This window comes from Aeromonas hydrophila subsp. hydrophila ATCC 7966 (assembly GCF_000014805.1).
Lineage (GTDB): Bacteria > Pseudomonadota > Gammaproteobacteria > Enterobacterales > Aeromonadaceae > Aeromonas > Aeromonas hydrophila.
This window is the reverse complement of sequence record NC_008570.1, coordinates 4,027,071-4,050,269: the sequence shown is the minus strand read 5'-3', so window position 1 is coordinate 4,050,269 and position 23,199 is coordinate 4,027,071. Positions and strand designations below refer to the sequence as shown.

At 65.2% G+C, this 23,199-nt stretch carries 20 protein-coding genes; 12 read left to right on the top strand and 8 right to left on the bottom strand.

Annotation, left to right across the window (positions count from 1 at the left end):
* Positions 1 to 269: 269 nt before the first annotated feature.
* The gene (locus tag AHA_RS18215) at positions 270 to 890 is read right to left on the bottom strand and encodes a helix-turn-helix transcriptional regulator (protein ID WP_011707347.1); all 621 of its coding nucleotides are present in this window, start codon (positions 888 to 890) and stop codon (positions 270 to 272) included.
* A gap of 166 nt (positions 891 to 1,056) precedes the next feature.
* Between AHA_RS18215 and AHA_RS18210 the strand changes: the two genes are divergently transcribed.
* Positions 1,057 to 2,298, top strand: coding sequence for an MFS transporter (locus tag AHA_RS18210; RefSeq protein WP_011707346.1), 1,242 nt, complete (start codon positions 1,057 to 1,059; stop codon positions 2,296 to 2,298).
* Positions 2,299 to 2,600: 302 nt separating this feature from the next.
* On the top strand, positions 2,601 to 3,422 hold the full coding sequence (locus AHA_RS18205) for a Cof-type HAD-IIB family hydrolase (protein WP_011707345.1): 822 nt from the start codon (positions 2,601 to 2,603) through the stop codon (positions 3,420 to 3,422).
* Between the two features lie 52 nt (positions 3,423 to 3,474).
* Here the strand turns inward: AHA_RS18205 and AHA_RS18200 are convergent, their stop codons facing one another.
* On the bottom strand, positions 3,475 to 4,038 hold the full coding sequence (locus tag AHA_RS18200) for a DUF2799 domain-containing protein (RefSeq protein ID WP_011707344.1): 564 nt from the start codon (positions 4,036 to 4,038) through the stop codon (positions 3,475 to 3,477).
* 208 nt (positions 4,039 to 4,246) lie between these two features.
* Between AHA_RS18200 and AHA_RS18195 the strand changes: the two genes are divergently transcribed.
* Positions 4,247 to 5,086, top strand: a complete 840-nt coding sequence (locus AHA_RS18195; protein ID WP_011707343.1) for an isopenicillin N synthase family dioxygenase — start codon at positions 4,247 to 4,249, stop codon at positions 5,084 to 5,086.
* Positions 5,087 to 5,300: 214 nt separating this feature from the next.
* Positions 5,301 to 6,614: a sodium-dependent transporter gene (locus tag AHA_RS18190; protein ID WP_011707342.1), complete on the top strand. Its 1,314-nt coding sequence runs from the start codon at positions 5,301 to 5,303 to the stop codon at positions 6,612 to 6,614.
* Here AHA_RS18190 and AHA_RS18185 read toward each other — a convergent pair whose 3' ends face one another.
* Positions 6,615 to 7,331 (bottom strand): substrate-binding periplasmic protein, encoded by a 717-nt coding sequence (locus tag AHA_RS18185; protein WP_164927744.1) that lies wholly within the window; start codon positions 7,329 to 7,331, stop codon positions 6,615 to 6,617.
* Between the two features lie 454 nt (positions 7,332 to 7,785).
* Here AHA_RS18185 and AHA_RS18180 point away from each other — a divergent pair, with 454 nt between their 5' ends.
* A complete protein-coding gene (locus AHA_RS18180; protein ID WP_011707340.1) occupies positions 7,786 to 9,099 on the top strand; it encodes a sodium-dependent transporter in 1,314 nt (437 codons plus the stop codon).
* A 20-nt stretch (positions 9,100 to 9,119) separates the two neighbouring features.
* Here AHA_RS18180 and AHA_RS18175 read toward each other — a convergent pair whose 3' ends face one another.
* From AHA_RS18175 to AHA_RS18155, 5 genes are all read right to left on the bottom strand, one after another.
* Complete coding sequence (locus AHA_RS18175; RefSeq protein ID WP_011707339.1) at positions 9,120 to 10,745, bottom strand: response regulator; 1,626 nt, start codon at positions 10,743 to 10,745, stop codon at positions 9,120 to 9,122.
* 110 nt (positions 10,746 to 10,855) lie between these two features.
* Positions 10,856 to 11,581: a DUF3142 domain-containing protein gene (locus tag AHA_RS18170; RefSeq protein WP_011707337.1), complete on the bottom strand. Its 726-nt coding sequence runs from the start codon at positions 11,579 to 11,581 to the stop codon at positions 10,856 to 10,858.
* A complete protein-coding gene (locus AHA_RS18165; protein WP_164927743.1) occupies positions 11,551 to 13,617 on the bottom strand; it encodes a hypothetical protein in 2,067 nt (688 codons plus the stop codon). Before AHA_RS18165 ends, AHA_RS18170 begins: the two co-directional genes overlap by 31 nt.
* Positions 13,618 to 13,710: 93 nt before the next feature.
* On the bottom strand, positions 13,711 to 14,175 hold the full coding sequence (locus AHA_RS18160; protein ID WP_011707335.1) for a hypothetical protein: 465 nt from the start codon (positions 14,173 to 14,175) through the stop codon (positions 13,711 to 13,713).
* Between the two features lie 42 nt (positions 14,176 to 14,217).
* Entirely contained in the window at positions 14,218 to 15,594 is a 1,377-nt protein-coding gene (locus AHA_RS18155) for an aminotransferase-like domain-containing protein (RefSeq protein ID WP_139705912.1), read from the bottom strand.
* A gap of 117 nt (positions 15,595 to 15,711) precedes the next feature.
* Here AHA_RS18155 and AHA_RS18150 point away from each other — a divergent pair, with 117 nt between their 5' ends.
* The 7 genes from AHA_RS18150 (at position 15,712) to AHA_RS18120 (ending at position 23,188) form a co-directional block, all read left to right on the top strand.
* A complete protein-coding gene (locus AHA_RS18150) occupies positions 15,712 to 16,308 on the top strand; it encodes a LysE family translocator (RefSeq protein WP_016351932.1) in 597 nt (198 codons plus the stop codon).
* 124 nt (positions 16,309 to 16,432) lie between these two features.
* Positions 16,433 to 17,023, top strand: coding sequence for a LysE family translocator (locus AHA_RS18145; RefSeq protein WP_011707333.1), 591 nt, complete (start codon positions 16,433 to 16,435; stop codon positions 17,021 to 17,023).
* A 144-nt stretch (positions 17,024 to 17,167) separates the two neighbouring features.
* Positions 17,168 to 17,860 carry an aspartate/glutamate racemase family protein gene (locus AHA_RS18140; protein ID WP_011707332.1) on the top strand — a complete coding sequence of 231 codons (693 nt, stop codon included), beginning with the start codon at positions 17,168 to 17,170 and terminating at the stop codon, positions 17,858 to 17,860.
* A gap of 256 nt (positions 17,861 to 18,116) precedes the next feature.
* Positions 18,117 to 19,766 carry a multicopper oxidase CueO gene (cueO, locus tag AHA_RS18135; RefSeq protein ID WP_011707331.1) on the top strand — a complete coding sequence of 550 codons (1,650 nt, stop codon included), beginning with the start codon at positions 18,117 to 18,119 and terminating at the stop codon, positions 19,764 to 19,766.
* A 160-nt stretch (positions 19,767 to 19,926) separates the two neighbouring features.
* Positions 19,927 to 21,033 carry a 1-acyl-sn-glycerol-3-phosphate acyltransferase gene (locus AHA_RS18130; RefSeq protein WP_011707330.1) on the top strand — a complete coding sequence of 369 codons (1,107 nt, stop codon included), beginning with the start codon at positions 19,927 to 19,929 and terminating at the stop codon, positions 21,031 to 21,033.
* 310 nt (positions 21,034 to 21,343) lie between these two features.
* Positions 21,344 to 21,814 carry a YhcH/YjgK/YiaL family protein gene (locus AHA_RS18125; RefSeq protein WP_011707329.1) on the top strand — a complete coding sequence of 157 codons (471 nt, stop codon included), beginning with the start codon at positions 21,344 to 21,346 and terminating at the stop codon, positions 21,812 to 21,814.
* A 174-nt stretch (positions 21,815 to 21,988) separates the two neighbouring features.
* Positions 21,989 to 23,188 carry an acetate kinase gene (locus tag AHA_RS18120; protein ID WP_011707328.1) on the top strand — a complete coding sequence of 400 codons (1,200 nt, stop codon included), beginning with the start codon at positions 21,989 to 21,991 and terminating at the stop codon, positions 23,186 to 23,188.
* The last annotated feature ends 11 nt before the right edge of the window (positions 23,189 to 23,199 follow it).

Here is a 23,199-nt window from a genome sequence, read left to right as displayed (position 1 = left end):
GATTAAGGGTGAACTATTGCAAAAACAACTGAAAATACATGCTACTTCGCAACCACTCACCGGGCCGGCAGGGATACCATGGTTACATCTTCCGGTGGCAAGACAGAAACCCAACCCGGTCTCTGTGGTGAAGGACCTTACCGGGTCAACAACCCCATCAGCCGTCTCACCTTATCGGGAAACGACGGGCTGGAACGAGAGCATCCCCTCCCCGAAGGCAACAAAGCAGGCATCCCGGCGCCTGCTTTGTTGTTTCTGGCGTTCGTGGATCAGGGCTGCGGCCTGATGCGATAGAGGCAGCGGTGATCCCCCTCCAGCAGATACTGCTCCCGCTCCACCCCGGCCGGTGCCAGCAAGCGGCGAAACATCTCCAGCTCGCTGCGACAAAAACCCCGGCAAGCCCGCGCCGCCGCGCAGATGGGGCAGTGGCTCTCCCACAACAGCCAGCTGCCATCCTCTTCCTGGCGAAAATCCGCCATATAGCCCTCTCGCGTGCGCTGCGCCGTCAGTGCCGCCAGCCGGTCGGCCAGCGCCGGCTGGGTCAGCTCGGCCTGATAGCGGGCCAGCTGCTGCTGCTCTCGCTGGGCGATCAGCCGCTCCATGCCCACCTCGCCAAACAGCTGCTGGATGTTGTCGATAAGCTGCAGCGTCAGTTCGCTGTGGCTGTCGGGGAAGCGTTGCCAGGCCTGCTCGGTGAGGTGCCACAACCGTACTGGTCGACCGCGTCCGCGGGCCTCGTCGTTGAAACTCACCCAGCCGTCGGCCTCCAGCGTCATCAGGTGTTGGCGAGCCCCCATGGAGGTCATCTGCAACTGCTCTCCCAGCTCGGCGGCGCTCTGTGGCCCGTGGCTCTTGAGCAGAAACAGTATCTTGTCGGTGCTGGCATTCATGGCAAGGCTCTCATCGTCGGCAGGTGCGGCCGCTTGCGTGGCAGCGGTTCTGACATGGATAAGAGCATTATGGGGAGGGTGATTTTTTAAATCAACAATTCGCTTTACTTAATCAGGTTTGATTGCCAACATAAATAAACCAATAACTTTATTTAATGGGGCGAACATGGAAGGGATCAAGGGGCAGGCCAGCCTGTGGGTATTGGTGATGACGGTGACGCTGGCGGTGGCGGGCTTCAGCCTGCCGTCTCCGGTGCTGGCGCCGTTGTTGCTGGATCCGGCCCAGGGCATGCTGACGCCGGCAGCGTCGGACTGGAGCCGCAAGGTGTGGCTGGGGGTCATCATGGGGCTCTATCCACTGTTTCAACTGGTAGGGGCCCCCTGGCTCGGCAAGCTTTCCGATCGCCATGGCCGCAAGCCGGTGCTGACCCTCTGTCTGGTGGGCGTGCTGGTGGGCTACGCCCTGATGGCGCTGGGGATCGCCTGGCGTTCCTTGCCGCTGCTGTTGCTGAGCCGGGTGGTGGAGGGCTTCTTCAACGGTGACATCGCCATCGTGCAGGCCATGGCGGCCGACATGAGCACCGCTAAAACCAAGGCGCGCAGTTTCGCCTGGATCAACATCGGCATGAACCTGGGCTGGGTGGTGGGCCCCATGATCGGCGGTTATGCCGCCGTGGTGTCCGGCGATTACAGCCTGGCGGCCTGGCTGGCGGTGGCCATGACCCTGGTCAACCTGCTGCTGGTGCTCTGGCTGCTGCCCAATCGGCCGGCAGCGGCCCGCAGTGAGCAGCCGGCACCGGCCCTATCTTCCCGCCAGTTGCTGCTGCAACCGGCGCTGCTGCCCTACTTCGTGCTGACCCTGCTTAGCTACGGCGCGGTGCAGCTCTACTTCACCTATTTCAACGTCTGGCTGGTGGAGCGGCTGGCCTGGGATCCGGTGCAGCTGGCGCAGGCCGCCGTGCTGGTGAGCGTGCCCATGATCCTGGGATCCTGGCTGGGCTCACGCCTGGCTCGTCATTGGCGTGGCAGCAGTCTGGGGGTGGTCGGCCATCTGGTGATGGCGGCGGGCATGCTGATGTTCGTGCTGCCCGGCCACTGGTGGGGGCTGGCACTCACCTTTATCCCCACCGGCATCGGCATGAGCCTGGGAGAGCTGGCGACCTCGGTGGCGGTCTCCAACCGCAGCCATGCCGAGCAGCAGGGGCAGGCGATGGGGCTCTATCGCGGGCTGGCGGTGGGCAGCGAGATCCTGGCGGTGGTGGTCGGCAGTCTGGTGCTGTTGGCGGGCACCGAGTGGCCCTTCTATCTGGCGGCGCTGTGCAGCCTGCTCTGTGCCATCGGCTTCTATGGCCTGCGCCGGGCGGCGGATCGGCGGCAGCGGCTAGACGTTCAGGTGGAAGCCGGTTGACGGGATCACAGAACGACGCGAAGGGGGCAACCGGCACTTGCATCGTGGCGCCGACTCTGGGACGGTATGGCTCTTTGCCTTGCTTGCCCGCTCGCCCGGTGCTCCCTTGCTCCATCATGCACCTTGCGATACTCAGCCTTTGGCGGTGGCATGAATCGTTATCAGGCCATTACGTTGAAAGCGGGTTGGTATGGCGCCGCATTCGTTTCGACATGTTGGCGGTGACATGAGTCGTTTTCAGGCCGTTGCACTGGAAGCGGGACTGTATGGCACCCCAGCCGTTTCGACATTTTGGAGGTGATATGAGTCGTTTTCAGGCCATTGCGTTGGATATGGACGGTACCCTGCTGACCCGGGATCACAAGATCTCGTCCGCCACTCGGGCCGCGCTGGCCCAGGCGCGGGCCCACGGCATCAAGGTGCTGCTGGTGACGGGGCGCCACTTCATGACGGCCCGTCCTTTCCATCACGAGCTGGCCCTCGACACCCCCATCATCTGCAGCAACGGCGCCTACCTCTATGATCCGGTGCAGGAGCAGATCCAGGTCGGGGATCCGCTGGCGGTGGCCCCCCTCAGCCGGCTGCTGGCGGAGGTGCAAGCGCACCAGATGGGGGCGCTGTTCCATCTCGACGAGGGGATCGGCTACCTCGGCTGCGAGGAGCATGTGACCCGGATGCGCCGCTGGTCGGCGAGCCAGCCGGATCATCTCAAGATCTCCCTGCTGCCGGCGGAGGATCTGGCGAGCTGGCTCAGCCGGCCGGTCTGGAAGCTGGAGCTGTTCAACCAGGATCCCGCCCTGCTCCATCACTTCATGGCAGAGGTGGTCGAACAGTTGCCCTTTACCCGCGACTGGGCGGCGCCCTATGCGGTGGAGCTGGTGCAACCCGGTTGCAGCAAGGGCAACCGGCTGGCCCAGTGGGCGGCGAGCGAGGGGATCACGATGGAGAACGTGGTGGCGTTTGGCGACAACAACAACGACATCAGCATGTTCGAGCAGGTGGGGCTGGCGGTGGCCATGGGCAACGCGGCATCACAGATCCAGGCGCTGGCGGATCGGGTCACCGCCGATCACAACGAAGACGGCATCGCGCTGGCGCTGCAGCGCTGGGTTCTGCCCGCCTAAGGGGAAGATACACAGAAACAAAAAGGGGCCATGTCGGCCCCTTTTTTGTTTGTCAGTTCCCGAAGGAGAACTGGATCACCCGATCCGGGAAGCGGATCCGGTTGTAGTCACGGCGCAGCCCCTCGTAGTGACGGATGGCGCGCTCGCGCTGGGCACGGTAGTAGTCGCGCTGCTTGCTGTCGTTCTCGTTGCGGATCTGGCGCTCCAGCGTCTCGATGTCGCGCTCGGTCCGCTCCATGTCGCTCTTGAGGTCGCTGAGCTGTTTCTCCACCAGGTACTCCTGGCGGCCGCGATCGTACTGGGTCAGGAAGCTGGCATCGTTGGGACAGACGCCCTGATACTCGGCGCCGGACTTGCCCTTGCTGTAGGCGAGTTCCGGAATGCAGTAGAGCTCCAGCCCCTTGGCATAACCCCGCTTCCACTCCGCTTCGTCCACCTTGAGGCCGTATTCGCCGCAGGTCGAGACGTAGTCACGGGTGGCGGCCCGGGTCTTGCCCTGCTCGCCGTCCTGATAACCCAGGTTGTACCAGCTCATGGTGCGGCACTCTTCTTCCGACAGCGAGCTGCAACCGGCGAGCAGGAAAGGCAGGGTCAGCAACAGGATCTTGGGGGACATGGACAACGGGCTCCGAGAGGGATGATGGGGGCATTCTAGAGAGGATGCCGGGGCAGGACAAGGGATGAAAAACGGTGCTGGCTGGCGCCTTTTTTTGAGCGGTTTGTCACTATTTGCGCGGGCTGGCGACGTGGCGACCCGCGCCCTTTCCTTGTTGTCGGTCACGGGGTAAACTGCGCCATCTTTTAACTGGCGCGTAACAAAAACAATGAAAGTCCTGACCGTCGATTACCGCTCGCCCGATGCGGCGCAGCGCTTCACCGAATCCCTGCGGACCACCGGCTTCGGGGTACTGACCAATCACCCCATCCCGAAAGAGCTGGTGCAGTCCATCTATGACAACTGGTATCGCTTCTTCATGAGCGAGCAGAAGCAGGACTTCCTGTTCAATCGCGAGACCCAGGACGGCTACTTCCCGCCGTCGGTGTCCGAGGTGGCCAAGGGCCACAGTCAGAAGGACATCAAGGAGTATTTCCACCTCTACCCCTGGGGCCAGATGCCGGCCGAGCTGAAAGAGCAGGCGATGGAGTACTACCGCCTTGCCAACAACCTGGCGGCCGAGCTGCTGGGTTGGGTCGAGCAGTACACCCCGAGCGACATCGCCGCCCACTACAGCTGCCCGCTCTCCTCCATGATCGAAGAGAGCCAGAAGACCCTGCTGCGGGTGCTGCACTACCCGCCGTTCGACGGCACCGAGGAGCCGGGTGCCATCCGCGCCGCCGCCCATGAAGACATCAACCTGCTGACCATACTGCCCGCCGCCAACGAGCCGGGCCTGCAGGTGAAGGGTTCCGACGGTGAGTGGATGGACGTGCCGTGCGATTTTGGCACCCTCATCATCAACATCGGTGACATGCTGCAGGAAGCCTCCCACGGCTATTACCCCTCCACCACCCACCGCGTCATCAACCCGACCGGCGGCAGCGCCGCTAAGTCCCGCATCTCCCTGCCGCTGTTCCTCCACCCGCGCCCGGACGTAGTGCTCTCCGAGCGTCACACCGCCCACAGCTACCTGATGGAGCGGCTGCGGGAGCTGGGGGTGATCTAGTCCCCGAAGCAGGTTCACCACCCTGTAAAACCGGAGCAAAATTGCTCCGGTTTTTATTTGTTGGCAGGATTGCGCGTTAAATAGAATTTAATTAGGCAATGATGCCAATAATACGCGTTTTATCCAGATAAGCGGCGTTGTGATTGCGCAGCCCCCCCCGTACTCTGAGCGTCATTTTGGGCCCTTTGTGGCGGGCCCCACGGTTGGAGTTCTTATGAAGCAGTCCCAATGGTCATCCCGGCTCGGTTATATCCTGGCCGCCGCCGGTTCCGCAGTCGGTCTCGGCGCTATCTGGAAGTTCCCCTATGTGACGGCCGCCAACGGCGGCGGCGCCTTCCTGCTGGTGTTTCTGCTGTTCAGCTTCACCCTGGGGGTGGCGGTGCTGATGGGGGAGACCTTGCTCGGCAGCCTGAGCCGGCGCGGGGTGGTGGGAGCCTTCGGTGCACTGATGGGCAAGCGCTGGCGCTGGGTCGGCGCCATGGGGCTGCTCAGCAGCCTGCTCATCTACAGCTTCTACAGCGTGGTGGGCGGCTGGACCCTGGGCTACACCGGCATGGCACTGGCGGGCAGTCTGCAGCACGGCGACGGCGCGGCCCTCACCGCCCGCTTCAACGACTATGTGGGGGATCCGCTCTGGCCGGTGCTGACCCACCTGCTGTTTGCCGGGCTCACCTGGTGGTTCGTGCAGGGGGGCGTGCAGAAGGGGGTGGAGCGCACCCTGCGCTGGATGATGCCGGCCCTGTTCATCATGATCCTGATGCTGGTGGCCTTCGGCCTTACCTTGCCCAACGCCATGGCCGGGGTACGCCACTTCCTGATGCCGGATTTCAGCAAGCTCGGCATGTCCGGCGTGCTCGACGCCATGGGACTGGCATTCTTCTCCCTCTCCATCGGCCTGGGCATTCACACCACCTATGGCGCCTACCTGCCCTCCAGTGACGGGGTCGGCCGCTCCAGCCTCTGGGTAGTGCTGCTGGCAAGCCTCATCGCCGTGCTGGCGGGCTTGATGATCTTCCCGGTGCTGGCGGCGACCGGCATCGATCCCGCCTCCGGTCCGGGGCTCACCTTCATGACCATGCCGGCGGTGTTCCAGCAGTTGCCGTTCGGCCAGGGGCTGGCGGTGGTGTTCTTCGCCTTGCTGGTGGTGGCGGCGCTGTCATCGGCCATCTCGCTGCTGGAACACCTGCAGTGTTTCGTCAGCGAGAGCCTGGGCTGGTCACGGCGGGCCGCCTGCGGCCTCATCACCGCGCTGGTGATGGCAGGGGGGATTCCGGTCAGCCTGTCGTTCGGGCCCTGGGCGCAGGTGACCCTGTTTGGCAAGAACATCTTCGAGCTGCTCGATTTCGTCACCTCCAACCTGATGATGCCCATGTTCGGCTTGGCGCTCACCCTGCTGCTGGGTTGGAAACTGGGTCGTCAGGCGCTGCCCGCCGGGCTGGCGCTGCACTGGCGTACCCTGGTGATGGGTTGCTGGCGCTGGCTGGCGCCGCTGCTGATCGGCGGCATCCTGGTGCGCGGGCTGGTGTAATCAGGGTTGGCGGATGGGCTGCTGCGCCTGCTGGTGCCGGTCTCTGACCTTGTCGATGGCCGCCTGCCAGCGGGCGATCACGGCGTCATCCTCGCTCTTCGAGAAGACGATGTAGAGCCAGTTCTCCTGCAGCAGCAGCCCGGAGTTCACCACGCTGCGGGGGGAGAACTTCATCTTGGCCAGGATGGCCGGCATGATCTGCTCCCCCATGGGGAAGGCGTCTATCTTGCCGAGCATCAGTCGTTCGATGGCGTCTTCTATGGTCTGGCAGCGCACCAGGTTGGTGTAGCCCTCGCGGGTGAGCAGCTCGTCATCGGCATTGCCGAGCAGCACGCCGACCCGCGCCAGCTGGCGCAGCTGAGCCAGATCGGTCAGTGGCTGGCTGCCCCTGGTCTGGTAGATCACCACCCGGTTCAGAAACAGCGGCCCTACCCACTTGAACTGGGGCTCCCGCTGGGGCGTGCGCAGAATGACGAACAGGGCGAAGCCGGGCTCGACCCGGGTCAGCGCCAGCGCCCGCTTCAAGGGATAGATCTTGATGGGGTAGTCGACCCCCATCTCCTGCTGGGCCTCCTGCACCAGTTGCACCGCCAGCCCGCCGAGCTTGCCGTCGCTGGTGTGGGTAAAGGGGGGCAGCTCGTGGCTGAGCAGGGTCAGCGGGGGTTGCGTGGCCTGCGCCAGTCCGGGCAACAGTAGCCAGGGCAGCAGCCATTTCATCCAGTATCCGGTCAGGTGCGTCACGTCGGTACATCCATGTTGCGCAAGGGAGTGGCAGGGCAGGTCGGTCCCATCGGTCATGTCGACCCCGTCCAAGCTAAGACTATTATCGTTCAAGGCCGTGGGCGAGGAGGCTACGGCGCTGATTTTTGGCGCCGGCCGGGTGAAAACAAGATTTTTTTGGCCACATGAAAAAAAGTTTGGCCATGTTGTGTCAATTTTTCTTTCCATGGTTTAGGCTGTGATCCCTTTTCAGCATTCAGATCAGATTATTCATGTCACGTCGCGTTGCCCTGTTCGGTCGATTTTTTAGCTCGCAAGAGAGGTGACCTTGCACGCGCAGTTTGTCTGAATGTTCATTGCAAAGGTCGCCACCAGGCGGCCTTTTTTGTTGCCCCGCCCAGCGCGGTTACCCATGGAGTATCGATGTGATGTTGTCTTGCCCGGAGGTTGTATGAGCCAGGTTCAGTGGTCTTCCCGTATCGGTCATGTGCTGGCAGCCGCCGGTTCGGCGATCGGCCTTGGCGCCATCTGGAAGTTTCCCTATGTGACGGCCACCAACGGCGGCGGTGCCTTCCTGCTGATGTTTCTGCTGTTCAGCTTCACCCTGGGGGTGGCCGTGCTGGTGGGTGAGACCCTGCTCGGCAGTCGCAGCCAGCGCGGGGTGCTCGGTGCCTTCCACAAGCTGGTGGGGCCGAACTGGCGCTGGATGGGGTATATGGGGATCCTGTGTGGCTTCTTCATCTACAGCTTCTACAGCGTGGTGGGCGGCTGGACCGTGGGTTACGCGGCGCTGGCGGTGAGCGGGCAGCTCAACCTGAGCGAGGGCGCGGCGCTGACCGCCTTGTTCAACGGCTATGTCAGCCACCCCTGGTGGCCGGTGTTGACCCATCTGGTGTTTGCCGGGCTCACCTGGTGGTTCGTGCAGGGGGGCCTGCAGAAGGGGGTGGAGCGGGCGCTGCGCTGGATGATGCCAGCCCTATTCGTGATGATGATGCTGCTGGTGGTGACTGGCCTCTCCATGCCCGGCGCCATGGCCGGGGTGCGCCAGTTCCTGCTGCCGGACTTTTCCATGCTGACCGGCCAGGGCGTGCTGGACGCGCTGGGACTGGCCTTCTTCTCCCTCTCCATCGGGCTTGGCGTGCACACCACTTATGGCGCCTATCTGCCCAGCAGCGAGGGCGTGCTGCGCTCCGGCGTCTGGGTCGTGACGCTGGCGAGCCTTATCTCGGTGCTGGCGGGGTTGATGATCTTCCCGGTGCTGGCCTCTACCGGTATTGACCCGACTGCCGGGCCAGGGCTCACCTTTATGACCATGCCGGCGGTGTTCAACCATCTGCCGTTCGGCCAGGGGCTGGCGGTGGTGTTCTTCCTGCTGCTCTTGGTGGCGGCGCTCTCCTCCTCCATCTCCATGCTGGAGCACCTGGTGCGCTTCACCACCGAGGAGTGGGGCTGGTCGCGGCGCGGTGCCTGCCGGGTGCTGACCCTGCTGATCATGGCGTCCGGCATTCCGGTCAGCCTGTCGTTCGGGCCCTGGAGCGAGCTGACCCTGTTCGGCAAGACCATCTTCGATCTGCTGGACTACCTCACCTCCAACCTGATGATGCCGCTGTTCGGCCTGGTGCTGACCCTGCTGCTGGGCTGGCGACTGGGTGAGTCCGTGCTGCCTGATGGCCTGTCGCCGCTGCTGCGTGGCTGCCTGCTCTGGTGCTGGCGGCTGGTGGCGCCGCTGCTGATCGCCGGCATCCTGGTGCGCGGGCTGCTGTAACCTCGCCCGGCTGACCGGGCCTAGTTGGGGGGCGTGGTAGGTAGGCGGGGATTGAGGTGGGAGCGGATCTGCAGCAGGGTCTTGTGGTACTCCTCGGCGTGGTGCTCCATGAAGGAGGCGCTGTGGTTGAGGCGTCGCTCCAGCCGATCCACCAGCAGGGCCACCCTGGGGGCGGCCATGCCGGCCGGCCAGCACAGTTGCAGCAGCTCCAGCAGTTGCCAGGCATCGCCGGGCAGGGCGGGGAACTCCTCCTGCAGGGTCAGCGCATACTGCACGGCCAGCTGGTGCTGGCCCGCCGCGCTGGCCCGCTGCCGCTCCTGGCGCAGGTAGGTCAGCCGCAGCTCGCGCCGCTCCAGCTGTTTCATGAAATCGCCGATGACCTGCTTGAACAGCTGCTGCACCAGCGGGGCCGGGGCGACCCTGGCCTGATACTGGCTGAGCTGGCTCAGGTAGCGCTGGGCGTGGTGGGGCAGGCCGCAGAACTGGCTGACGGCAAAGCCGAGCAGCTGGTTGAGGTGGTGATCCCGTGCGCTCTCCGGTGGGTGCTTGGCGAGCAGTACCAGGGCCTCGTCGAAGCGGTAGTCCAGGCTCAGCATCAGCGCCTTGAGCAGGGCCTCCTCGTGGGCCCGCAGGGTCACCGCCTGGCTGAGGTAGCGATACTCCTGCTGCAAGGCACTGATCCGGGCGGCGCTCGGGTAGTGCCAGAGCACCGCCAGGCTGGCATTGAGGATGAAGTTATCGATGGACACCCGGAATTTGTGATCGCCGAAGAAGCGCAGGCTGAGGGCGTTGGCCTGCTCCAGCGCCTTGCCCTCGTCCTTGAGCAGCAGCGCCAGCAGAATGGCCGCCTGGCGCCACTCCGGTTGCCAGGCCTGCTTTTGCAGCAGCAGGGTGAGCACGTCCCAGGCTCCTTCCCACTGCCGCTCGTGCAGCAGACAGGCCAGCGCCAGTTCCAGTTGCAGGGGGGCTGGCAGCCGTTCCCGGTTGCGGGCCAGATCCTTGCGCGCACTTTCCAGTTTGTTCAGCCCCAGCAGAGCGTGGATCAACCCCTTGCGCGGCCACCAGGCATCGTGCTCCGTGGTGCAGACCGCGTAGTGCTGGGCGGCGTGAAAGTGATCCTGCTGCTGCAGCAGCATGTAGCCCTTGATCCGGTCCAGCAGCGGCCCCAGCTCCCGGTACTTCTGCTGTTGATAGAGCAGGTCCTCGCACAGGGCGCAGCTGACCTGCCACTCCCTGAGCTTCATCGGGGCGGGCAGGGTGCGGGTCAGCCCGGTCAGCTGCACCAGTTCGCGCAGACTGGCGGTGAGCTGATCGGCGGTGAACGGCATGGGCAGCAGCAACGGAAAGTAGAGGTCGGAAGGGGGAAACTGCAGCTGATCGTGATCCTCGTCCAGCAGCAGCAGCACGCAGCCCGGTTCGAGCAGACCCAGATAGTGGGCCTCCTGCAGCAAGCGCACCCCCTCACGGGCCTGATGGTGGTACTGGCGGCAGATGACCACATCGAACGACTGCTGGCGCAGCAGGGTAGGCAGGGTCGCCAGCTCCTTGCAGTGGGTCAGCTGGGCCGGGGTGATCCCCTGCTCATTCAGTCCTCGGGAGAGGGCCGTGCTGAGCATGGCATCATCTTCGATCAGGAGGATCTGCATCCTTGGCGCTCCTTGGCTGGTTCAGGGTACGGACAAGTATGGCATGTTGCCGGAGTCAAAGAGCTACCACGCTCGACGCCAGCCTGGGGGCGGTCAATTCCTCCCCGGCGTTAGGCACCTGGCGGGTTGATGAGAAACACCACCGCACCGCGATAGGCAGCCGAATCGGCCAGTCTGCTCTCCCACGTTGGATCCCACTCGCCTCCCTGCACCAGCCCTACCTTGAAAGGCAGGGTCAGCCGCGTCAGCGCCTGCAAGTAGCGGGCGTAGCCCGGCTCGGTGCGGCGGCCGCGATAGGTCTGTACCACCAGCTCGTCGACCACGCCGGCAAGGGCGTTGAGGGTCGTCACATCGCCGGTGCGGGTCCAGTCCAGCAGGCCGGTGATGCTGATGGCGCAGTCGGCGGGCAGCTGGCGACGGAGCTGGCGCAGGAAGTCGCCATAGTCCGCCAGCCGGTGGGTGCGGGCATCAAAATCGATCTGGACGCCGCGCACCCCATTGCCCTTGCGCTGCCAGGCCGCCAGCTGGTTGGTCAGGTTCTTGAGCAGGGCCTCATCCCAGTCGAGCCGCTCTACCCGGTAGGCGAGCCAGAGCTCCTTTACCGGCAGCTTGCTCGGCGCTATGCCCTGCCCCTGAAAGCGCACGGGCTGGCGCGCATCGAGCGGGCCTATCTCCCCCTGATGCAGATAGAGCCGCTCGGCCTGTTGCAGCACCGGCTGGGGCCTGACCCCGGCCCACAGCCAGAACTGGCGGTAGTGGCTCGCCTCGACGGCGGCGCTGGTCTCGGCGCCCAGCAGCGCCAGCATCACCAGTAATATTTGAGCTGCTTGGCCCACTGGCTCGTTCCGTACTGGCGTTTGAGGGTGTTGAACCAGCCCTTGCGCTGGCTTAGGGGGATCTCCTGGCTGCCGCAGCTGTTGTTGCCGCTCGGGGCGTAACAGTTGATGGCGCGGTAGAGGGCGTAGGCCTTCTCCTCCTTGGCGGCCTTGGGGCTGGTGATCACCTGTTGATACCAGTCGAGCCGGCTGCGCTGCTGGCCGGCAAACAGATCCCGGCTGCCCGCCAGGGTGTCGGCGCCCGGCCGCTGCAGGAGCGGATCCCAGTCCAGCCCCTGGCTCAGGAAAAACTCGCCGAGGCAGTTGAGTGCCTTGGGGGATTTGGGGTTGTCCGCCAGGGTGGTGACCACCGCCGTGAGCGCCGGGCACTGATACTCCTGGCTCCCTTGCCAGTCAAACGGGGCGGCCAGCGGGGCCAGCGCCAGATCCTGCAGGAAGCCCCGGTAGTCGCCGTGGGTCAGCTGCTTGTAGCGCAGGGTGTGGCCGGCGCGCTGGCGCAGGGTGTCGGAGGCCTGCTCATCCTGCACCATGCGGCGCAGCAGCGGGGCCGGTGCCACGTACTCCAGCAGCGGAATGCGGTAGTGATCGCTCTGGATGGGGCTCTCCTTGGCGAACACCTGCTCCAGCCGGCCGGCCCGCTCCAGGGTCATGGCCAGCGCCAGCTGCAGCAGCTGATCCTGCAAGGGGGTGGGCTGGCTGGCGAGCAGGGCGCGCCACTGCTGCTCCGCCTCGGGCAGCGCCTGACTGGCCGCCAGCGCCATGCCCTTGAGCACCTGCTGGCTGAACGCCAGGTTGTCGAGTGGTCCCTTGCCGAGGGCGGGAGCGGCGGCGATGACGGCGGCATAATCCTTGGCCAGATAGTAGCGCTCGGCCTGCTGCAGGTAGGAGAGCCAGGCCGGGTTGCTGGCAAACTGGGCGCTCTGCTGGACCAGCTCGCCGGATTGCAGCGGTTGCCACTCGTCCCAACTCTCATGCAAACGCAGCCGGCGCAAATCCTGCACCAGGGTCAGCTGCGGCATGGCGGCTGAGCCGGTGAAGCCGGGCTGCATCAGCAGCTTGAGGTCTATTTCGTTGAGCAGCTCCGGGTTGCCCGGCTGGCGGCTCGCCTGCTGGAACAGGCCGGCCAGCGCCGCCTCATCCCCCTTGAACCAGGCGAGCCGGCGCAGCAGTCCGTTGGCGGAGTCGAGATAGCGCCCCTCTGGGTAGCGGCTGCGATAGTCGACGATGAACTGCTCGGCGCGTTGCACGGCGGCCTGGTCAATCTGGTTGCGATCCAGTGTGCCCCAGTCATCGAAGGCGCTTTGCTGGGACTGGTTGAGGGCGACCCGGATCCGCATGTAACCCGCCGTCTCTTTCAGCCAGGGCTGATCCTGCCCGGCGAGGGCGGCAAACAGCGCATCGGCCTGGGCGAACTCCCCCTGATAGAAGAGTCGGCTGGCAGCCAGGTAGTCGGCAAAGCCCTGGCCGGCGGCCGACAGCGGCGTGGCCTTGTCCTCCGGCGCCGTGGCCGTTTCGGCCTGCTGGGCGCACTGGCCCAGCATGGCCAGCCGCTGGCGGGCCAGCTGGCTGCGCTCGTCGGCACCCAGCGCCGGGGTGTCGACCAGCGCCTGCAGGAAGGCTTCGGCCGCGATGGGGTTGTTGCTGATGCAGCGCCCCTCGCTCCAGCCGGCGGCCCGCTCCAGGGCGGCCTGGGTGGTGCTCTGCTCGATACCGAGACCGGCGGCCAGCGCCAGCAGGGGATCCGGCCCGGCGGGGGCCGGCTCGGCTTGGGTCGGGTTGGGTAGGGCCGGGTTGAGCAGATCCTCGATGGCGAAGGGCAGCGGCAGCGGCGCCTTGGGCAGCGAGAAGGCCTGCTCATCGGCCAGCAGCAGCGCCAGGTTGGTGCGGGTGTCGTTGTCGGGGGAGAGGAACGGCAGCCCGTTCAGGTGGCACTGGGCGGCGGTCAGTTGCAGGGTGAGCGGCGTCTCGCAGCCATCCGGGCCGCAGGCCAGGGCGGGCAGGCCGCACAGGGCCAGCCACAGGGGAGTCAGTTTCATGGGCGCTTCCAGCAGGAGTCGGGATGCTGGCACGCTACAAGATGGCTTCGCCCCTTTCAACTGACCATAGGGGCAGGTCGGCCGGCGGCGGGCCTATTGCAGACCGGGCCCTTTGGCCGAAAAGGGGCAGTCGCGCTGCTGGATCAGTTGCTCCCCCGAGCCTGCCGCCCCCTGCCAGTGCAGGGCGAGCTGGCCGAGGCGGCCCAGGTGGCGCAGCTCGAATTCGTAGCGCAGACAGGGCTCGGCGAGGGGCAGGCTGGCCATGCCGACCGGCAGCCGGTAGTCGTAGCGCAGCAGGGGGCCGTCTGTCAGCGTGCTGCGGCTGGGCAGCAGCCCTTCCGCCGTGGGGACGGGGGCGCTCAGCCGGCGGCGCAGGCTGAGGGGGGCGTCGATCGCCTTCTGGTAGTGCAGGCCGTTCATGGCCGCCAGCTCCTCCTCCAGCCGCTGCAACTCCCCCTCCAGCCCGCTCAGCGCGGCCCCCAGCTGCTGATGGCCGGGCGTGGCGCAACCCCCCAGCAGCAGGGTGAGGAGCAACAAGGGGGCGCGGGTCGGGTGCATGGGCTCTCCTTTGAGCGCACGGATGGGCTGGGCCGGGGCTGACTATAGCAGGGTATTGGTGGGCGGCGCGGCGCGCAGCAGGCCGGCGAGCCGCTCCAGCCCCTCGGCGACGCGGGCGTCGGTGGCCGGCTGGCTCAGGCTCAGCCGCACACCCTGCGGGGCGGCGAACTGGCCGGCGGCGAAGTGTTCCCCGCTCGCCACGCCGACGTCAAGGGCGTTGGCGGCCTCGGCAAACTCCTGGCTGCGCCAGGGTTCCGGCAGCGGCAGCCAGGCGTGCATGGAGCCCGCCTGCCAGCAGGCCCCCGGCAGCAGGTGGCGCAGCAGCTCGCCGCGACGTGCCAGGATCTGCCGCTGCTGCTCTACAAGAGGCATGATCTGGCGCTGGCTCACCAGCTTGCAGGCCAGCTCGATGAGCAGCGGGCTCACCATCCAGCTCGACAGTCGCATCGCCTGGGCGAAGGCGCCGCGCAGGGCCGGCGGGGTCAGCACGAAGCCGACCCGCAGGCCGCCGCAGGCGATCTTGGCCAGGCTGCCCAGATAGATGACCCGCTCCGGCGCCAGATTGACCAGCGGTGTCACCGGTTGCTGGGGCAGCAGGCCGTTGACGTCGTCCTCGATGATCAGCAGGTCGTGGCGACGGGCGATGGCGACGATGGCCTCGCGCCGCGCCAGGCTCATGGTGGCGGTGGTGGGATTTTGCAGGGTGGGGGTGAGGTAGAGCAGCTTGGCCCGACGGGTGCGACAGGCCGCCTCCAGCGCGTCGGGCAGCAGCCCCTCTGCGTCCATCGCCAGCCCCACCACCTGGTTCTTCAGCTGACGGGCGTTGCCCAGCATGCCGGGATAGCTGAGCCCTTCGCAGAACAGGGTCTCCCCCACGCAGCCGGTGGCCAGCAGGGAGAGCATGATGCCGTGCTGGGCGCCGTGGCTGAACAGCAGATACTCCTCACTGCCCGCCACTCCCTGCTCGGCAAGCCAGTCGATGAACAGCTGGCGCTGGCTCGGCTGGCCCGCCTCCTTGTCATAACCGAGCAGGGCGTTGAGATCCCCGTCCGCCACTTCCGCCAGCATGGGGCGGATGATGGCGGCCCGATCCAGCTGCACCGGCAGGTTCTGCCACAACTCGATGCGGTGTCCCTCCTCCTTGCGGATCACCCAGGCGTTGGCCGGATCCTCATGATCCCCCTTGACCCAGGTGCCGTGCCCCACCCGGGCGGCCAGCAGCCCGCGCCGCTCCGCCTCGCCATAGGCGCGGGTGACGGTGCCGACGGTGACCCCCAGCTTGTCCGCCAGCGCCCTGTGGGTGGGCAGCCGGGTCTCGGGCGGCAGGGAGCCGTCCTGAATGGCCTGCTCGATGGCCTTCACCAGCTTGAGGTAGAGGGGGCCGGCGAAGGGGGTGAGGTCCGGGGTCCAAATTGTCATGGTGACAATAAATCCATTGATCGAAATGTATCGGCAATATAGCGTGATTTTGAACCCGATAACAACCAAAAGTGGCACATTGTATCGATACAATGTGCGCAGTTCAGGAGTACAAAGATGACGATCGAATGGTATGCCACCCTGTTTGGCTTTGCGTTGCTCACCTGTGGCACGCCGGGCCCCAACAACCTCATGCTGACCGCCTCCGGCGCCAACTTCGGGGTGCGTCGCACCCTGCCCCATCTGATCGGTGTCGTGGTGGGACAACCCGTCCTGCAACTGGTGCTGGCGCTGGGGCTCTACCCCCTGTTCGAGCGCTGGCCGCTGCTCAAGCTGAGCCTGCAGGTGCTGGGCAGCCTCTATTTGTTGTGGCTGGCATGGCGCATCGCGGTGGCCGGTGCCCCCGGCGATCCGGAACGACGTTCGCGCCCGCTGACCCTGCTGGAGGGGCTGGGCTTCCAGTTTCTCAACCCCAAGGCCTGGATGATGGGGATCTCCGCCATCAGTCTGTTCAGTCTGCCGGGCAGTGCTTACTGGCCGAGTCTGTGGGGCATCATGGCCGTCTTCCCCATGGCGGGATTGCCAGTCTGCTTTGCCTGGGTGCTGTTCGGTCATCAGCTCAGCCGCTGGATCAACTCTGACAGAGGCTGGCGCCGGCTCAACGGCAGCCTGGGGGCGCTGACCGCGCTCTGCGTGGTGATGCTCTGGTACTGAGTGCTGCCAGGGGCCGCATAAAGATGCGAAGAAAGTGCATCTGCGGCCTTGTCTGACGGGCACCGGCTCTGCATATTAGAAGGCTTGTCGCCGAGTCGGCGCCCTGCATCATCAAGAGGTTGAGATGGATCTGAACTGGTTGCTTCCCCTGGCGGGCTTTGCCCTGATCACTTGCGGCACGCCGGGCCCCAACAACATGCTGCTCACCAGCGCCGGTGCGGCCCAGGGCTTTCGCCGCAGCGTGCCCCTGCTGGTGGGGGTGGTGGGGGGGATCAACTTGATGATCCTGGCCACGGCGCTGGGGCTGGGGGTGATGTTCGAGCAACTGCCGCTGCTGCACGACGGGCTCAAGCTCATCGGTTCGGCCTACCTGCTCTGGCTGGCCTGGAAGGTGGCGACCGCCAGCGGCCCGGCCGAGGGCAACCGGCCGCTGATCCCGGCCCATCAGGGGGCCATGCTGCAGTTGCTCAACCCCAAGGCGTGGATGATGGCGCTCTCCGCCATCAGCGGCTTCACCCTGGCGGGGGAGGCCTACTGGCCCTCCGCCATCTGGGTGCTCGGCATCTTCTTCGTGACCGGCCTCTATACCGGGGCCTTCTGGGTGCTGTTCGGTGCCCAGGTACGCCGGCTCATTCGCACCACCAGAGGCTGGCGTCGTTTCAATCTCGGCATGGGGGTCGCCACGGCGGCCTGCGTGCTGATGATCTGGATTTAGTCCGGGCCTGCGCCCGGGCCTTTACCGGCTGTCTTGTTGGCCCTGCGGGGCCTTTTTTATTCACGGGGCGGTGCGATGACGCGCCCCGCCCTCCGGTTGATGTGCACAATCGGTGTACACGATCGGTTTGCACAAGGAGGTCCCATGAAATGTATCGGTCTGCTGGGTGGCATGAGCTGGGAGTCCACCGTCAGCTACTATCAGGCGCTCAACCGGGGCGTGCGCGAGCGGCTCGGTGGCTTGCACTCGGCGCGGGTGCTGCTGAGCAGCGTCGACTTTGCCGAGATAGAGCGGCTGCAGCACATCGGCGACTGGCCCGCCACCGCCCGTCTGCTGGCGGCCGAGGCGCAGGCCATCCAGGCCGGCGGCGCCGACTTTCTGCTGATCGGCACCAACACCATGCACAAGGTGGCGCCCGAGATTGAGGCCGCCATCGACATCCCGCTGCTCCATATTGCCGATGCCACCGCGCGTCAGCTGCAAGCGGACGGGATCCAAAAGGTCGGTCTGCTCGGCACCCGCTTCACCATGGAGCAGGATTTCTACAAGGGGCGCTTGCAGGACAAATTCGGACTGGAGGTGCTGGTGCCCGGCGAGGCGCAGCGGGAGCGGGTACACCGCATCATCTATGACGAGCTGTGCCTCGGCGACATTCGCGACGCATCGCGGGCCGAGTACTTGGCCATCATCAGCGCGCTGGCCGACGCGGGAGCCCAGGCGGTGATCCTCGGCTGCACCGAGATAGCCCTGTTGGTGGGGGAGGCCGAGGCCGCGGTGCCGCTCTACGACACCACTGCCATTCACGCCGAGGCGGCGGTAACCCTGGCGCTGGCTTGACGACCACAGGGGCCTGCTGGCAAGCAGGTGGGGCAGATAGTGGGTTGGAATATGCCGCACCACGGTGCCGCTCTACGACACAACCATGGCGATCCACGCCGAGGCGGCGGTGAGCCTGGCGTTGGCTTGACGACCATGGCTCTGCTGGCAAGCGGATAAGCCAGAAATTGTCCGGCCGCCGGCTCGGCAGGGCTTGACCTTGCCGCAGGGTTGCTGCTTAGGCTGAAGGTCCGCTTTGGCCAACGAGGAGTGACTCATGCAGCGTCGCGATTTTCTCAAATTCTCCACCGCCGTCGGTATCGCCGGCGCCCTGCCCTGGTGGGGCCGGGCGGTTGCCGCCGAGCGGCCTGCCCTGCCGATTCCTGCGCTGCTGGAGGCGGATGCCAGCGGCGTGTTCCAGCTCAGGGCCCAGCCGGGCCAGATGCAGTGGCGACGCCAGCCGACCCATAGCTGGGGCTACAACGGCAACCTGCTCGGCCCCACTCTGCGTGCCCGTCAGGGGCAGGCGGTGCGAGTCCGGGTCGCCAACCAGCTGGCGGAGACCACCACGGTGCACTGGCACGGGCTGGAGGTGCCCGGCACCGCCGATGGCGGCCCGCAGGCCAGCATCCCTGCCGGCAAAGAGTGGCAGGCGGCGTTTCGCATCGAGCAGCCGGCGGCCACCTGCTGGTATCACCCCCACACCCACGGGCAGACCGGCCATCAGGTGGCCATGGGGCTGGCCGGGCTCTTCATCCTCGACGACGAGGAGAGCCTGCGGCTGCCGCTGCCCCAGCGCTGGGGGGTGGACGACATCCCGCTGGTGCTGCAGGACAAGCGGCTCGATGGGCGGGATCAGGTGGACTACCAGCTGGACGTGATGAGCGCCGCGGTCGGCTGGTTCGGCGATCTGATGCTGACCAATGGCGCCGTCTATCCGACCCACGAAGCGCCTCGCGGCTGGCTGCGGTTGCGGCTGCTCAACGGCTGCAATGCCCGCTCCCTCAGGCTGGCGACCAGTGACGGCCGCCCCTTGTATGTGATCGGCAGCGATGGCGGCCTGCTGGCGGAGCCGGTGGCGCTGAGCGAGCTGGCGTTGCTGCCGGGGGAGCGCTTCGAGGTGATGGTGGATGCCCGCAACGGCAAGGCGTTCGACCTGCTCACCCTGCCGGTACGCCAGATGGGGATGACCCTGGCGCCGTTCGATGCGGCCCTGCCGCTGCTGCGGATCCGGCCCTCCCTGATCGAGGGCAAGGGACGCTTGCCGGACAGCCTGGCCCGGCTGCCAGCGCTGCCCGCCACTCAAGGCTTGCCGAGCCGCACCCTGACCCTGTCGATGGATCCCGAGCTGGATCGGCAGGGGATGCAGGCGCTGATGAGCCGCTATGGCCACGGCGCCATGGCGGGCATGAGCATGGCCCACGGCGATACGGGCGCCATGGCCGGGATGAAGATGGACGGGCAGGGCGACGGGATGGCCGGGATGGATCATGGCGACATGGCCATGCCAGCGGGCGAGATGCAGCACGACACCATGGCCGGGATGCAGGAGGACAAGGGCAGTGCCAGGCCGCTGGATCTGCACGGCGGCAACCGCATCAACGGTCAGGCCTTCGCCATGAACGACCCGCAGTTTGCGGTCAAGCGCGGCCGCACCGAGCGCTGGATCATCTCGGGGGAGGGGGACATGATGCTGCACCCCTTCCATATCCATGGCACCCGCTTCCGGATCCTCAGCGAGAACGGTCAGCCGGTGGCCCCGCATCGCGCCGGCTGGAAGGACATCGTCAAGGTGGAGGGCGGGCGCAGCGAGGTGCTGGTGCGTTTCGATCACACGGCGCCCAAGGAGCGGGCCTACATGGCCCACTGCCATCTGCTGGAGCACGAAGATACCGGCATGATGCTCTCGTTCACGGTGGAAGAGTAAAAAAGAATGGCCCGAACGGGGCCATTTGTTCATTTCACTGGTCAGATCTCACTATCTACGCACGCCACATACCCCTCGGCATAAAAGCGTGTAAAATTGCGCCCTGAATTTTCCGGCCAGCGCGCGCTGGCCGCGACTCCTTACCTGCAAGGCTGACACTGTGACTGAAGTAGATAGATTCGCGGACATTCGCCCCTACCGCGATGAGGAAGTGCCGGCAGCCATCGAACGGCTGATCCGGGATGATGAATTTGTCGGCGCCATCGCCAAGTATCGTTTCGGCTCCCTGATGAGCTGGCTGGGCTGGGCCATCCGCCCGCTGATCCGCCAGTTCCTGCGCTACAAGTGGTCCAAGGTGACCACCATCCATCAGGTGCAGATGGGGGTGACCCGCTACATGAGCCGGATGATCGCCACCTCCACCCAGGGGGTGACCTTCTCCGGGCTCGAACACCTGAAGAAGGAGCAGGGCTACCTGTTCGTCTCCAACCACAGGGACATCGCCATGGATCCGGCGTTCGTCAACTGGGGGCTGCACACCCACGGGTTCGATACCGTACGCATTGCCATCGGCGACAACCTGCTGCGCAAACCCTGCGCCACCGAGCTGATGAAGCTCAACAAGAGCTTCATCGTCAAGCGCTCCGCCAAGGGGCCGCGGGAGATGATGAAGGCGCTCGGCGAGCTGTCGGCCTACATCGGCCAGTCGGTGCACGAAGGTCACTCCATCTGGATCGCCCAGAAGGAAGGGCGCGCCAAGAACGGCGATGACAAGACAGATCCGGCCATCCTCAAGATGTTCTACGTGGACGGCAAGAAGCAGAAGATCGAGTTCGTCGACTACATGCGCAGCCTCAATATCGTGCCGGTCAGCATCAGCTACGAGCTGGATCCCACCGACAAGGCCAAGGCGCGCGAGCTGTACGAGAAGTCGGTCAACGGCAGCTACGAGAAGGGCGAGTTCGAGGACATCGAGAGCATCGTCGCCGGCATCGTCGGCCAGAAGGGGCGAGTACACGTCTCCTTCGGCGCCCCCATCACCGAGGGCTTCAGCGATCCGGACGAACTGGCCGCACTGATCGACAAGGCGATCTGGGGCAACTACCGCCTCTTCCCGGGCAACTACCTGGCTGCAGATGTGTCTGGCAAGGCCAACACCATCGAGCAGGCTGCCTTCCTGAGCCGTCAGTCGGAGGTGCCGGAAGAGCACAAGGCCATCTGGCGCGCCATGTACGCCAAGCCGGTGGAGAACGCCGGCAAGGCTTGAATGGCACCGGTTATCACCGGGTGATGCGAAAAAAACGGGAGCAGATGCTCCCGTTTTTGCGTCTGGTCAAAGTCGACGGTGCTGGAGTAGTGAATAATATTGTTTCAGCTGGTACGATCACTGGGCGAACGCGCTTGCGCCTCTTGGCAAGCCGCAGATGAGTGTGTAACAGTGCACTCATCCCGCTTGATACGAGCAAATGCTCTATCTCTGTCTGCACGGATTGCAGGCGGTGTGACACAAGGACCTCAACAGGGTCCTTTTTCATTTTGCGGCTAAGATGTCGCCTGAATACACCTAAGGAAGCGCCATGATCACCGGCAGTCTGAACACCCTGCAGCGCACGCCGCTGCCCGCCCCGCTGGACCGCATCATGGTCGAGGTGGTGCAAAGCGTCGAACAGTGGCTGCAGGCGCCGCTCGGCAAGCAGGAGATCGACGGTCTCACGCTGTTCTGCCTGGTGAGCGAAGAGCTGACCGAGCCGGCCGCGGATCGCCGTGGCGAGTTCCATCAGCAGTATCTGGACATCCAGCTGCTGCTGCGTGGCGAAGAGTGGATCGGGGTCGGGCCCCATGGCTATGTTGCCGAAGGCGCCGATCATCCCCATCCCGACCTCTGGTTCGTCGAGGACGAACAGACCAGTTATCTGGCGTTGCAGCCCGGCGACTTCGCCATCTTCTGGCCGGGAGAACTGCATCGCCCCCTCTGCACCCCCAACCAGCCGGCTCAGGTGAAGAAGCTGGTGGTCAAGGTGCACCGGGATCTGCTGGCCGGCCTGTGACCGCTGGCGCAGCCTGGCTGAGACGAGTGCCCGGAATCATCCGGATTTGCACTTAACATATTGAAAAATTGGGCGCACTTTCCTGCGACCATAAGCCCCCGGCAGGGGAATCCCATCCACTTTGGATGACACGACACTGTCGGCATAAAGCCGAAGCACAGGAAGATGTAGAACATGAGCAAGTTGGTATTGATCCTTAACTGCGGTAGCTCTTCCCTGAAATTTGCCGTAATGGACGCCGAAACAGGTGAGGACATGCTGTCCGGCCTGGCCGAATGCTTCAATCTGGATGATGCACGTATCAAATGGAAACTCCACGGGGTCAAGGGCGAAGCCATGCTGGGCGCGGGCGCCGCGCACCAGGAGGCCCTCGACCACATCGTGGGTCACATCCTGCCGCAGGATCCGACTCTGGCCGAGCAGCTGGTGGCCATCGGTCACCGCATCGTGCACGGTGGCGAGCAGTTCTCCCGTTCTGTTCGCATTGATGACGGCGTGATTGCCGGCATCGAAGCCGCCATTCCGTTCGCCCCCCTGCACAACCCGGCGCACCTCATCGGCATCCGTGCCGCGCTCAAGGTGTTCCCGGCGCTGGCAGAGAAGAACGTGGCCGTGTTCGACACCGCCTTCCACCAGACCCTGCCACAGGAAGCCTACCTCTACGCGCTGCCCTACAAGCTCTACAAAGAGAACGGCATCCGTCGTTACGGCGCCCACGGCACCTCCCACCGCTTCATCGCGGAAGAGACCGCCAAGGCGCTGGGCAAGCCGCTGGCAGAGCTCAACATCATCAACTGCCACCTGGGTAACGGCGCCTCCGTCTGCGCCATCCGTGGCGGCGAATCCGTCGACACCTCCATGGGCCTGACCCCGCTGGAAGGGCTGGCGATGGGCACCCGCTCCGGCGACATAGACCCCGCTGTAGTCTTCTTTATGCACGACCAGCTCGGTTACAGCGTGGAGCAGATCAACCACACCCTGACCCGCGAGTCCGGCCTGCTGGGCATGACCGAGGCGAGCAGCGACTGCCGCTACGTCACCACCAACTACGCCACCGACGCCGGTGCCAAGCGCGCGCTGGACGTGTTCACCTACCGGGTGGCCAAGTATGTCGGCGCCTACGCTGCCGCCATGGATGGTCGTCTGGACGCCCTGGTGTTCACCGGCGGTATCGGTGAAAACGCCGCCATGGTGCGCGAGATGGTGCTGGCCCGTCTGGCCCTGTTCGGCTTCAAGATCGACAAGGAAGCCAACAACGCCGCGGTGCTGGGCGGTGAAGGCCCCATCACGGCCGAAGGCAGCCGCCTGGCGCTGGTGATGCCCACCAACGAAGAGCTGGTTATCGCCCGCGATGCCCTGAGCCTGGTCGGCTAACGCCCCCTCGC